Source organism: Pseudomonas sp. R76 (genome assembly GCF_009834565.1).
GTDB lineage: Bacteria > Pseudomonadota > Gammaproteobacteria > Pseudomonadales > Pseudomonadaceae > Aquipseudomonas.
The window spans coordinates 1,154,767-1,167,272 of sequence record NZ_CP019428.1; the positions used below are offsets into that span (position 1 = coordinate 1,154,767).

Below are 12,506 nucleotides of genomic sequence, written 5' to 3' on the forward strand. Positions count from 1 at the left end.
AGTCATAGAGAGGTTGACTGATACACCGCTATCGCAGGCAAGCCAGCTCCCACAGAAAGCGGCTCCTGCACTTAAAACAGAAATGCTTACCCGCAAAAAAAAATAATTAGTGGGAGTACATCTTCATGCAAGCGACCAAGCCGACCCACGTCCGCTATTTGATCCTGCTCATGCTGTTTCTGGTGACCACGATCAACTACGCCGACCGGGCTACTATCGCTATCGCCGGCTCCAGCCTGCAAAAAGACCTCGGTATCAGCGCGGTCACCCTCGGTTATATCTTCTCCGCATTCGGTTGGGCCTACGTGGCCGGGCAAATCCCCGGCGGCTGGCTGCTGGACCGGTTCGGCTCGAAAAAAGTCTATGCCCTGAGCATCTTCACCTGGTCGCTGTTCACCATCCTGCAAGGCTATGTCGGCGAGTTTGGTGTCTCCACTGCCATCGTCGCGCTGTTTATGCTGCGCTTCCTGGTGGGCCTGGCCGAAGCGCCGTCGTTCCCCGGTAATGCGCGCATCGTGGCCGGTTGGTTCCCCACCGCCGAACGCGGTACGGCCTCGGCGATCTTCAACTCGGCGCAATACTTCGCCACGGTGCTGTTCGCGCCGCTGATGGGCTGGATCGTCTACACCTTCGGCTGGCGGCACGTGTTTATCGTGATGGGTGGCATTGGCGTACTGTTCTCGCTGATCTGGCTGAAAATTATCCACAGCCCGCGCCAGCACCCGATGATCAACGACGCCGAACTCAAGTACATCTCCGAGAACGGTGCGATGGTCGACATGGACCAGGAAAAAGCCAAGGGCCAGAAAACCGACGGACCCAAGTGGGATTACATCCGCCAACTGCTGACCAACCGCATGATGCTCGGCGTGTACCTGGGCCAGTACTGCATCAATGGCATTACCTATTTCTTCCTGACCTGGTTCCCGGTGTACCTGGTGCAGGAACGCGGCATGACCATTCTCAAGGCTGGCTTCATTGCGTCGCTGCCGGCGATCTGCGGGTTTATCGGCGGCGTATTGGGCGGGTTGATTTCCGATTACCTGCTGCGCAAGGGCCACTCGCTGACCTTCGCGCGCAAGGCGCCGATCATTGGCGGCTTGCTGGTGTCGTGCAGCATCGTGGCGTGCAATTACGTGGATATCGAATGGATGGTGGTGGGCTTCATGGCCTTGGCCTTCTTCGGTAAAGGCGTTGGCGCACTGGGTTGGGCGGTGGTGTCCGACACCTCGCCGAAACAAATCGCCGGGCTCAGTGGCGGCCTGTTCAATATGTTTGGCAACCTGGCGTCCATCAGCACGCCGATCGTGATTGGCTACATCATCGCCACAACCGGCTCGTTCAAGTGGGCCTTGGTATTTGTCGGCGCCAACGCGCTGCTGGCGGTGTTCAGCTACCTGGTGATCGTTGGCCCGATCAAGCGTGTGGTGCTCAAAGAGCCGCCCAGCAAAGGGCCTGAGCTGACCCAATTTACCCAAGCGCATTCCTGAGGGGCGATGTAATGCAGTTGATTGAACATGCCGACTCGCCGCGCTCGATCCGTTTGCACGAGCGCGACAACGTGGTGATCGTGGTCAACGACCAGGGCGTACCGGCCGGGACCGAGTTCCCGGACGGCCTGGTGACCGTGGATTTCATCCCGCAAAGCCACAAGGTGACCCTGGAAGACATCCCCGAAGGCGGTCAGATTATTCGCTACGGCCAGACCATTGGTTACGCCCTGGCGCCAATACCGCGTGGCAGTTGGGTGCAGGAAGACCAACTGCGCATGCCCACCGCGCCGCCGTTGGACAGCCTGCCGTTGTCCACCGAAGTGCCTGAAACCCAGGCGCCGTTGGAAGGCTTTACCTTCGAGGGTTATCGCAATGCCGACGGCACCGTGGGCACGCGCAATATCCTCGGCATCACCACCACGGTGCAGTGCGTCACCGGCGTGCTGGACCATGCGGTCAAGCGCATCAAGGACGAGTTGCTGCCCAAGTACCCACATGTCGATGACGTGGTGGCGCTAACCCACAGCTACGGCTGCGGCGTGGCGATCACCGCGACGGATGCTTACATCCCGATCCGCACCGTGCGCAACCTGGCGCGCAACCCGAACCTGGGCGGCGAAGCGCTGGTGATCAGCCTGGGCTGCGAGAAGCTGCAGGCCGGGCAGGTGATGCACGACAACGACAGCTCCGTCGACTTGAGCGAGCCGTGGCTGTATCGGCTGCAGGATTCCAGCCATGGCTTTACCGAGATGATCGAGCAGATCATGGCGCTGGCCGAAGTGCGCTTGAAGAAACTCGACCTGCGCCGCCGCGAAACCGTGCCGGCGTCGGAGCTGATCCTGGGCATGCAGTGCGGCGGCAGCGATGCGTTTTCCGGCATCACCGCCAACCCGGCGCTCGGCTATGCCTCGGACCTGCTGCTGCGGGCCGGGGCGACGGTGATGTTTTCCGAAGTCACTGAAGTGCGTGACGCCATTTACCTGCTGACTTCCCGTGCCGAGAGCAAAGAAGTTGCCCAGGCCCTGGTCAGGGAAATGGACTGGTACGACCGCTACCTGGCCAAAGGCGAGGCGGACCGTAGCGCGAACACCACGCCGGGCAACAAGAAAGGCGGGTTGTCGAATATCGTCGAGAAGTCCTTGGGCTCGATCGTCAAATCCGGCAGCAGCGCGATCAACGGCGTGCTCGGCCCGGGCGAGCGTTTCAAAGGTAAAGGCCTGATCTTTTGCGCGACGCCGGCCAGTGACTTTGTCTGCGGCACCTTGCAGTTGGCGGCCGGGATGAACCTGCACGTATTCACCACCGGGCGTGGCACACCTTATGGGTTGGCGATGGCGCCGGTGGTGAAGGTCTCGACGCGTACGGAATTGGCGCAACGCTGGCCGGACCTGATCGATATCGATGCCGGACGCATCGCTACCGGGCGTGCGAGCATTGAGGAATTGGGCTGGGAGTTGTTCCACTTCTACCTGGATGTGGCCAGCGGCAAGAAACAGACGTGGGCGGAGCGGCACAAGCTGCATAACGACATCACCCTGTTCAACCCGGCACCGATCACCTGAGACCGCGTGATCGTTCCCACGCTCTGCGTGGGAATGCCTCTTTGGACGCTCCGCGTCCGCTGTGAAGGGGCGCGGAGCGCCCCGGGCTGCGTTCCCACGCAGAGCGTGGGAACGATCCGGGTGAATCTGGCTTATCATTAGCCACCTGACGACACCCGCCCAAGGTTCTCCCCGGCATGCTGGCTATCTTCCTCACCACCCTCACCATCACCGCGCCGGTGTTTGCCATGCTGTTTCTCGGTGTGCTGCTCAAGCGCATCAACTGGATCAACGACAACTTTATCCACACCGCCTCGTCCCTGGTGTTCAACGTCACCATGCCGGCGCTGCTGTTCCTCGGCATCCTGCATGCCGACCTGCACGCGGCGCTCAAGCCGGGTTTGCTGATTTACTTTGCCGTCGCCACGCTGCTGAGCTTTGCCCTGGCCTGGGGCTGGGCGATTTTCCGCTGCCCGCCCGAAGACCGTGGCATCTACACCCAGGGCGCGTTTCGCGGCAATAACGGCGTGATCGGCCTGGCGCTGGCGGCCAGCATGTACGGCGACTACGGCATTTCCCTCGGCGCGATCCTCGCCGCCCTGGTGATCCTGTTATACAACACCCTGTCGACCATCGTGCTGGCGGTGTACAGCCCGGTGATCAAGTCCGACCCGTGGAGCATCTTCAAAAGTGTGGTGGCCAACCCGCTGATCATCAGCGTGATTGCGGCGGCGCCGTTCGCGATTTTCAAGATCGGCCTGCCGGGCTGGCTGGAGTCGTCCGGGCAGTACCTGGCGGACATGACCTTGCCGCTGGCGTTGATCTGTATCGGTGGCACCTTGTCGTTGGCGGCCTTGCGCAAAAGCGGGAGCATGGCGTTGAGTGCCAGCCTGGTGAAGATGGTGGGCCTGCCGGTGTTCGCGACGCTGGGTGCGTGGTTGCTGGGCTTTCGAGGGCCGGAACTGGGGATTCTGTTTTTGTACTTCGGCGCACCGACGGCGGCGGCGAGTTTTGTCATGGCCCGGGCGGCCGAGGGCAATCATGAACTGGCGGCGGCGATTATTGTGATTACTACCTTGATGGCGGCGGTGACCACCAATATCGGGATTTTTGTGTTGCAGGCGGGTGGTTGGATCTGAATATTGTGGTGGGTTCGAGGGCCATTCGCGAGCAAGCCCGCTCCCACATTTGACTGAGTTCCGGCATGAAAATGCGGTCGAATGTGGGAGCGGGCTTGCTCGCGAAAGCTATCTGACAGTCACTACTTATCTGCCTGATACGCCTCAATCACTTCCTGCGCTGCCCGAAACGCATCAATCGCCGCCGGCACGCCCGCGTACACCGCGCAATGCAGCAGCGCCTCGCGAATCTCCTCCACCGTGCACCCGTTGTTCAGGGCGCCACGTACGTGGCCCTTGAGTTCCTGCGGGCACTTGAGCGCAGTGAGGGCGGCGAGGGTGATCAGGCTGCGCGTCTTCAGCGGCAGGCCTTCACGGTTCCACACGCTGCCCCATGCGTGTTCGTTGACGAAATCCTGCAGCGGCTGGGTGAACTCGGTGGCATTACCCAAGGCGCGGTCGACAAACACATCGCCCATAACCTGGCGACGCATTTCAACCCCGGGCTTTTTCTGATCGGTCATTGCGATTCCCTCTTTTGTTGGCGGCGCCAGGCTTGCAGCGAGCTGAACAACAGGAACGCCACCAGCGCCGGCAGGACGTAATACAGCATCAATTGTTCAAGCTTGGTCGCCAGCGGCATGCCAAAGGTGAACGACACCACATGCAGCCCATACGCCAGGTACAGGCCCAGGAACACCAGGCCTTCGGCGCGGGTGACGCGGTAGCCGGTATAAAACACCGGCAGGCACAGCACAATCACGCCGAGCATCACCGGCAAATCAAAATCCAGCGCATTGGGCGACACGGACAGCGGCGACGGCGCCACGAGGGCGGTAAACCCGAGCACCCCAAGCAGGTTGAACAGGTTGCTGCCGATCACGTTGCCCACGGCAATCTCGCGCTCGCCGCGCAGCGCGGCAATCAGTGACGTGGCCAGGCACGGCAGCGAGGTGCCGACACCAATCAGCGTGAGGCCGATGATGCGCTCGGACAAGCCCAAGTCGCTCGCCACGTCCACTGCCGCGCCCAGCAGCAAATGCCCGGCCAGCACCAGGATCAACAGCCCGCTCAGCATCAGCGATGCGCTGCTCAGCCAGGGCGCCCTAGCCACGGTGTCCAGTGTGCGCGGGCGGCGGGAGTGGCGGGTCTGATAGTGCAAAACACCCAGGTAGGCCGCCAGTGCAATCAGCAGGAACAGGCCATCGAGCGGGGTCAGTTCTTCGTTGGCGGCCAGGGTAAACACCAGCAGGCCGGCACAAATCATCACCGGGATATCCAGGCGCACCAACTGCCGGGACACGCGCAATGGGATGATCAGCGCGGCGAGGCCCAGAGTGACCAGCGTGTTGAAGATACTGCTGCCGATCACGCTGCCCACTGCGATATCGGTATTACCGGCCAGGGTGGCCTGCAGGCTCACGGTCATCTGTGGCGCGCTGCTGCCGAAGGCGACGATGCTCAGGCCGATGATCAGTGGCCGCACCTTGAGGCTGGCCGCCAGGCGCACGGCGGCGCGCACCAGGATTTCGGCGCCGACGATCAGCAGCACCAGGCCGCTGACCAGTTCGATCAGGCTCCAGGATGAGAGGGCGGTTAATGCGGAAATGGCCAAGGCTCCCTTGATTAGTTGCTCATGGCTTGCACGCGAACCCGCGCAGTGCCGCTGCCCAGCATACCGAGTTGTTCGGCGGCCCTGCGTGAAACGTCGATCAGGCGCCCACGGGTATGTGGGCCGCGATCATTGATGCGCAGTACCACGGATTTGTTGTTGTCGAGGTTGGTTACCTTGACCTGTGTGCCGAAGGGCAGGCGCCGATGGGCGGCGGTCAGGGCATTCTGGTTGAAGGGTTCACCGCTGGCGGTTTTGTTGCCATGGTGCTTGGCGCCGTAATACGAGGCGGTGCCGGTTTCGTCGTAGCCGTTGGGGTCGATGAGGCCGCTGGCACAACCGGCCAACAGAGAGAACAGGGCCAGCAGGCCGAGTAGACGCTTCATTCAAGGTGTCCCCGGTGATCGTTCCCACGCTCCGCGTGGGAATTCAGCCCGTGACGCTCCGCGTCACAAAAGCGGACGCGGAGCGTCCTGTGAGGCGTTCCCACGCAGAGCGTGGGAACGATCAGTGTTGCGAATCAGCCTTCGAGCTTGCTCTTCAGCAGTTCGTTCACTTGTTGCGGGTTGGCCTTGCCTTTGGACGCTTTCATTGCCTGCCCGACGAAGAAGCCGAACATCTTGCCGCGCTTGGCTTCGTCGGCGGCGCGGTATTGCTCGACCTGTTCGGCGTTGGCCGCCAGCATTTCATCGAGTACGGCCGAAATCGCGCCGCTGTCGGTGACTTGCTTGAGGCCGCGCTTCTCGATGATGTCGTCGGCATTGCCTTCACCGCTGGCCATGGCTTCAAACACGGTCTTGGCGATTTTGCCGGAGATGGTGTTGTCCTTGATGCGCAGCAGCATGCCGCCCAGTTGCTCGGCGGTGACAGGGGCTTCGTCGATTTCCAGGCCCTGTTTGTTCAACAGACTGCCCAGCTCAACCATCACCCAGTTGGCCGCCAACTTGGCGTCGCCGGCAATGCTCACGACTTTTTCGAAGTAGTTGGCTTGCTCACGGCTGGAAGCCAGCACGCTGGCATCGTAGACCGACAGGCCGAACTGCGCCTGGAAGCGCTCGCGTTTCTGCTGCGGCAATTCCGGCAGGGTGGCGCGGATGTCATTGAGGAACGAATCTTCAAGGACCACCGGCAACAGGTCCGGGTCGGGGAAGTAACGGTAGTCGTTGGCTTCCTCTTTGCTGCGCATGGCGCGGGTTTCGTCTTTGTTCGGGTCGTACAGGCGCGTTTGCTGGATCACCTTGCCGCCGTCTTCGATCAGCTCGATCTGGCGACGCACTTCGCTGTTGATCGCCTTTTCGATAAAGCGGAACGAGTTGACGTTCTTGATCTCGCAGCGGGTGCCGAACTCGACCTGGCCTTTTGGACGGATCGACACGTTGCAGTCGCAACGCAGCGAGCCTTCGGCCATGTTGCCATCGCAGATGCCCAGGTAACGCACCAGCGCGTGGATGGTCTTGACGTAGGCCACGGCCTCCTTGGCGCTGCGCATGTCCGGCTCGGACACGATTTCCAGCAACGGCGTGCCGGCACGGTTCAGGTCGATGCCGGTAGCGCCCGGGAATTCCTCGTGCAGGCTCTTGCCGGCGTCTTCTTCCAGGTGCGCGCGGGTCACGCCGACACGTTTGATGGTGCCGTCTTCCAGCGGGATGTCCAGGTAGCCCTTGCCGACGATCGGCAACTCCATCTGGCTGATCTGGTAGCCCTTGGGCAGATCCGGGTAGAAGTAGTTCTTGCGCGCGAACACGTTGTGCTGGCCGATCTCGGCGTCAATCGCCAGGCCGAACATCACCGCCATGCGCACCGCTTCCTGGTTCAGCACCGGCAATACGCCGGGCATGCCCAGGTCTACCAGGCTGGCCTGGGTATTCGGCTCGGAGCCGAAGGTGGTGGCGCTACCGGAGAAAATCTTCGATTGGGTGGCGAGCTGGGTATGAATCTCCAGCCCGATCACAACTTCCCATTGCATAGTGTTCTCCTCAGAAGCCGGTAGGGGTGCGGGTGTGCCAGTCGGTGTTCAACTGGTACTGGTGCGCCACATTGAGCAGGCGGCCTTCCTGGAAATACGGGGCGAGCAATTGCACGCCGACCGGCAGGCCATCGACGAAACCAGCTGGCATGGACAAGCCCGGCAAGCCCGCGAGGTTGGCGGTGATGGTGTACAGGTCTTCCAGGTACTCGGCGATCGGGTCGCCGGTCTTGGCGCCGATCTTCCAGGCCGGGTTCGGCGTGGTTGGGCCGAGGATCACGTCGACTTCTTCGAAGGCGGCCATGAAGTCGTTCTTCACCAGGCGACGGATCTTTTGCGCCTTGAGGTAGTAGGCGTCGTAGTAGCCGGCCGACAGGGCATAAGCACCGACCATGATCCGGCGTTGTACTTCGGCGCCGAAGCCTTCGCCGCGGGAGCGCTTATAAAGGTCGGTCAAGTCTTTCGGGTTTTCGCAGCGATAGCCGAAACGCACGCCGTCGAAACGCGACAGGTTGGAGGAGGCTTCTGCCGGCGCGATAACGTAGTACGCAGGAATCGCGTGCTGGTTGTTCGGCAGGCTGATTTCCTTGATCACGGCGCCGAGCTTTTCCAGCTCCTTGACGCTGTTGTGCACCAGTTCGGCGATACGCGGGTCGAGACCGGCGCTGAAATACTCTTTCGGCACGCCGATGCGCAGGCCTTTGATCGAGTTATTCAGGCTGGCGCTGTAGTCCGGCACTGGCTCATCGATGCTGGTGGAGTCCTGTGTGTCGAACCCGGCCATACCTTGTAACAAAATTGCGCAGTCTTCAGCGGTGCGCGCCAGAGGGCCGCCCTGATCAAGGCTGGACGCGTAGGCGATCATGCCCCAACGGGAAACGCGACCGTAGGTCGGCTTCAAGCCGGTGAGGTTGGTGAAGGCCGCTGGCTGGCGGATCGAGCCACCGGTGTCGGTGGCTGTAGCGGCCGGCAGGAAGCGCGCGGCAACGGCGGCAGCCGAACCACCGGACGAACCGCCGGGCACGTGTTCCAGGTTCCACGGGTTTTTAACTGCGCCGTAGTAGCTGGATTCGTTGGCCGAACCCATGGCGAACTCGTCCATGTTGGTCTTGCCCAGGGTCACGGCCCCGGCGGCAGCCAGCTTGGACACCACGGTGGCGTCGTAGGGTGCTTTAAAATTGTCGAGCATCTTCGAGCCGCAACTGGTGCGAATGCCCTGGGTGCAGAACAAGTCTTTGTGGGCGATTGGTGCGCCCAGCAGTGCGCCATTCTCACCGTTGGCGCGACGAACGTCGGCGGCCTTGGCCTGGCTCAGGGCCAGCTCTTCGGTGAGGCTGATGAAGCTGTTGACCTTGGGATCGTGCTCGGCAATGCGCGCAAGCAGGGTCTTGGTCAGCTCTTCGGAAGAAAACTTTTTGTCGGCGAGACCGCGGGCGATCTCGGCCAGAGTCATGTGATGCATGAAAGGCTCTTTCCCTTTAGTCGATGACTTTCGGAACCAGGTACAGGCCGTTTTCGACCGCTGGCGCGATGGACTGGTAGGCCTCGCGATTATTTCGCTCGGTCACAACGTCTGCGCGCAGGCGCTGGCTGGCTTCCAGCGGGTGAGCCAGGGGCTCGATGCCGTCGGTATTGACGGCCTGCATTTGGTCAACCAGCCCGAGAATGCTGTTCAGGGCTGCGGTGGTCTGTGGAAGATCGGCTTCATTCAGGCCAAGCGAGGCCAGATGAGCGATTTTTTCCACGTCGGAGCGTTCAAGCGCCATGGGATTCTCCAGTGGAAAACAGAACGGAGGGCGTCCGTGTGTTAGATTGTCGGAACACTACCGCATTTCTACGGTCATATGGCCGCGATTGTGGGGGTTGGTGCACAGAAAGTCGGCCAATTTAGCACATTGGCGCCTTGCCCAAAATCCCTGTCGTTGTTAGAGTTTGCCGCACTTTTTTACCCACGCGTTGCCTAGGGTCCTTTCCCCATGTTCAAGAAACTGCGTGGCATGTTTTCCAGCGATCTTTCCATTGACCTGGGCACTGCCAACACCCTTATTTACGTGCGCGAGCGCGGAATCGTTCTGAATGAGCCATCGGTTGTGGCCATTCGGACCCATGGTAATCAGAAAAGTGTCGTTGCCGTTGGCACCGAGGCCAAGCGCATGCTCGGCCGAACACCAGGCAATATTGCTGCCATTCGTCCGATGAAAGACGGCGTGATCGCCGACTTCAGTGTCTGCGAGAAGATGCTGCAGTATTTCATCAACAAGGTTCACGAAAACAGTTTCCTGCAGCCCAGCCCTCGTGTGCTGATCTGCGTTCCGTGCAAGTCCACCCAGGTTGAGCGTCGTGCCATCCGTGAATCGGCCCTTGGCGCCGGTGCGCGTGAAGTGTTCCTGATCGAAGAGCCAATGGCTGCTGCGATCGGTGCCGGCCTGCCGGTTGAAGAAGCACGCGGTTCGATGGTGGTGGATATCGGTGGTGGTACTACCGAAATCGCCCTGATTTCCCTGAACGGTGTGGTGTATGCCGAATCCGTACGCGTTGGCGGCGACCGCTTCGACGAAGCGATCATCACCTATGTGCGCCGTAACTACGGCAGCCTGATCGGCGAATCCACCGCCGAGCGTATCAAGCAGGAAATCGGCACCGCCTACCCGGGCGGCGAAGTGCGCGAAGTTGATGTTCGCGGTCGCAACCTGGCCGAAGGCGTTCCACGTGCCTTCACCCTGAACTCCAATGAAGTGCTGGAAGCTCTGCAAGAGTCCCTGGCCACCATCGTTCAGGCCGTGAAAAGCGCCCTGGAGCAATCGCCTCCGGAACTGGCATCCGATATCGCCGAGCGTGGCCTGGTGCTGACCGGTGGTGGCGCCTTGCTGCGTGACCTCGACAAGCTGCTGGCCCAGGAAACCGGCCTGCCGGTGATCGTCGCCGAAGACCCGCTGACCTGCGTCGCCCGTGGCGGTGGCCGTGCACTGGAAATGATGGATAAACACACCATGGACCTGCTCTCCAGCGAATAAGATTGCTTGGATGGTTCATGCTTCGTCCGCAGGCAGCACTTTGCAGTGCTGCCTGTTGGCGTTTATCTTCTTCAATCTGCATCCAGGCCGGTTTGATGCCGTATGAATAAAGAGAACATTTGCCTGGGAGGAGCGGCTTATTAAACCGCTTTTCGCCAAAGGCCCCTCATTGGGCGTGCGCTTATTGGTGCTGGTCGTGCTTTCGGTCGCGCTGATGGTGGTCGATGCCCGCTTTGCACTGCTCAAGCCCGTGCGTAGCCAGATGTCGCTGGTGTTGATGCAGACTTACTGGATCACCGACCTGCCGCAACGTCTCTACCAGGGCGTGGCCAGCCAATTCGGCAGCCGCACTGAGCTGGTCGCCGAGAACGAAAAACTCAAGACTGAAAACCTGCTGTTGCAGGGGCGCATGCAAAAGCTGGCGGCCCTCACCGAGCAGAACGTTCGGCTGCGCGAGTTGCTCAATTCTTCCGCACTGGTCAACGAGAAGGTCGAAGTGGCCGAGTTGATCGGCATGGACCCAAATCCGTTTACCCATCGCATCATCATCAACAAGGGTGAACGCGACGGTGTGGTCCTTGGCCAGCCGGTGCTCGATGCCCGTGGCCTGATGGGCCAGGTGGTCGAGTTGATGCCCTACACCTCGCGGGTATTGCTGCTGACGGACACCACCCACAGCATCCCGGTGCAGGTGAATCGCAACGGCTTGCGCGCGATTGCCAGCGGCACCGGTAACCCGGAGCGCCTTGAGTTGCGCCATGTTGCCGATACCGCCGACATCAAGGAAGGCGACCTGCTGGTCAGTTCCGGCCTGGGCCAGCGCTTCCCGGCGGGTTACCCAGTGGCGACGGTGAAGGAAGTAATTCACGATTCCGGTCAGCCGTTCGCCATCGTGCGTGCCGTGCCGACGGCTGCCTTGAACCGTAGCCGCTACCTGCTGCTGGTGTTCAGTGACAACCGCACCCCCGAAGAACGTGCCAATGACGCCGCCCAAGCGCAGGAAGCGGAAGACAAGCAGAACGGCGCCGTACCCACCACCCCCGCTACGGTGCCGAAACCGGCGTTTGTCGGGCCGCCCGCACCTTCGGCAACCCCGGCAGCGCCCGTCGCGACACCTGTCAAACCTGCAGCTCACAGCACGCGTGCGGCAAAGCCATCGGCGTCTACACCCGCTGCCACCGCGCCAGCGGCTAAACCGCCTGCTGCCACACCGGCTACCCGCCCAGCGGCTACCGCCCCGGCAACCACGCGGAAGAGGGAGGAATAATGGCCGGTACCCATTCGCGTAATGGCTGGATCGTCTGGCTGACGTTCGCCATCGGTTTGCTGCTCAGCGTTTCGCCGCTGCCGCAATTCATGGAAATCCTGCGTCCTTTATGGCTGGCCTTGCTGCTGGCTTTCTGGTCGCTGACCTTGCCGCATAAAGTCGGGATGGTCACCGCGATGTGCCTGGGCTTGGCGGAAGATGTGCTCTATGGCACCTTGCTGGGCCAGAACGCGTTGATCCTCACCCTGATCACTTTCCTGGTGCTGTCGTTGCAACAACGCTTGCGCATGTTCCCGATGTGGCAGCAGTGCCTGGTGATCCTGGTGATCTTCGGCCTGGCGCAGTTGGTGCAACTGTGGCTCAGCGCCTTGACCGGTAACCGCCAGCCGACCCTGGCGTTGGTGCTGCCGGCGCTGGTCAGTGCGTTGCTGTGGCCATGGGTCAGTTTCGGTCTGCGTGGATTACGTCGTCGCTATAAAATCAATTGAATGGATT

12 protein-coding genes are annotated in these 12,506 nt (G+C 61.1%); 6 read left to right on the forward strand and 6 right to left on the reverse strand.

Annotated elements, in window-relative coordinates:
- Nucleotides 1–125 precede the first annotated feature (125 nt).
- The 3 genes from PspR76_RS05095 (at nt 126) to PspR76_RS05105 (ending at nt 4,173) form a co-directional block, all read left to right on the forward strand.
- The gene (locus PspR76_RS05095; protein WP_159954239.1) at nt 126–1,490 is read left to right on the forward strand and encodes an MFS transporter; all 1,365 of its coding nucleotides are present in this window, start codon (nt 126–128) and stop codon (nt 1,488–1,490) included.
- 11 nt (nt 1,491–1,501) lie between these two features.
- Nucleotides 1,502–3,055 (forward strand): galactarate dehydratase, encoded by a 1,554-nt coding sequence (gene garD, locus PspR76_RS05100; RefSeq protein WP_159954240.1) that lies wholly within the window; start codon nt 1,502–1,504, stop codon nt 3,053–3,055.
- A gap of 176 nt (nt 3,056–3,231) precedes the next feature.
- Entirely contained in the window at nt 3,232–4,173 is a 942-nt protein-coding gene (locus PspR76_RS05105; protein WP_159954241.1) for an AEC family transporter, read from the forward strand.
- A gap of 122 nt (nt 4,174–4,295) precedes the next feature.
- Here the strand turns inward: PspR76_RS05105 and PspR76_RS05110 are convergent, their stop codons facing one another.
- From PspR76_RS05110 to gatC, 6 genes are all read right to left on the reverse strand, one after another.
- Entirely contained in the window at nt 4,296–4,676 is a 381-nt protein-coding gene (locus PspR76_RS05110) for a carboxymuconolactone decarboxylase family protein (protein ID WP_159954242.1), read from the reverse strand.
- Entirely contained in the window at nt 4,673–5,728 is a 1,056-nt protein-coding gene (locus PspR76_RS05115; protein ID WP_159961326.1) for a calcium/sodium antiporter, read from the reverse strand. The genes PspR76_RS05110 and PspR76_RS05115 overlap by 4 nt, the downstream gene beginning before the upstream one ends.
- Nucleotides 5,729–5,778: 50 nt before the next feature.
- The gene (locus PspR76_RS05120; protein WP_159954243.1) at nt 5,779–6,150 is read right to left on the reverse strand and encodes a septal ring lytic transglycosylase RlpA family protein; all 372 of its coding nucleotides are present in this window, start codon (nt 6,148–6,150) and stop codon (nt 5,779–5,781) included.
- A 134-nt stretch (nt 6,151–6,284) separates the two neighbouring features.
- The gene (gene gatB, locus PspR76_RS05125; RefSeq protein WP_159954244.1) at nt 6,285–7,730 is read right to left on the reverse strand and encodes an Asp-tRNA(Asn)/Glu-tRNA(Gln) amidotransferase subunit GatB; all 1,446 of its coding nucleotides are present in this window, start codon (nt 7,728–7,730) and stop codon (nt 6,285–6,287) included.
- A 10-nt stretch (nt 7,731–7,740) separates the two neighbouring features.
- A complete protein-coding gene (gene gatA / locus PspR76_RS05130; protein ID WP_159954245.1) occupies nt 7,741–9,192 on the reverse strand; it encodes an Asp-tRNA(Asn)/Glu-tRNA(Gln) amidotransferase subunit GatA in 1,452 nt (483 codons plus the stop codon).
- A gap of 16 nt (nt 9,193–9,208) precedes the next feature.
- Nucleotides 9,209–9,496: an Asp-tRNA(Asn)/Glu-tRNA(Gln) amidotransferase subunit GatC gene (gene gatC, locus PspR76_RS05135; protein ID WP_003171764.1), complete on the reverse strand. Its 288-nt coding sequence runs from the start codon at nt 9,494–9,496 to the stop codon at nt 9,209–9,211.
- A 210-nt stretch (nt 9,497–9,706) separates the two neighbouring features.
- On the opposite strand from gatC, the gene mreB reads away from it, so the two are divergent.
- From mreB to mreD, 3 genes are all read left to right on the forward strand, one after another.
- Nucleotides 9,707–10,744, forward strand: coding sequence for a rod shape-determining protein MreB (gene mreB, locus PspR76_RS05140; protein WP_002555108.1), 1,038 nt, complete (start codon nt 9,707–9,709; stop codon nt 10,742–10,744).
- 139 nt (nt 10,745–10,883) lie between these two features.
- Nucleotides 10,884–12,011 carry a rod shape-determining protein MreC gene (gene mreC / locus PspR76_RS05145; protein WP_159961328.1) on the forward strand — a complete coding sequence of 376 codons (1,128 nt, stop codon included), beginning with the start codon at nt 10,884–10,886 and terminating at the stop codon, nt 12,009–12,011.
- Complete coding sequence (gene mreD, locus PspR76_RS05150) at nt 12,011–12,499, forward strand: rod shape-determining protein MreD (RefSeq protein ID WP_017138250.1); 489 nt, start codon at nt 12,011–12,013, stop codon at nt 12,497–12,499. Before mreC ends, mreD begins: the two co-directional genes overlap by 1 nt.
- The last annotated feature ends 7 nt before the right edge of the window (nt 12,500–12,506 follow it).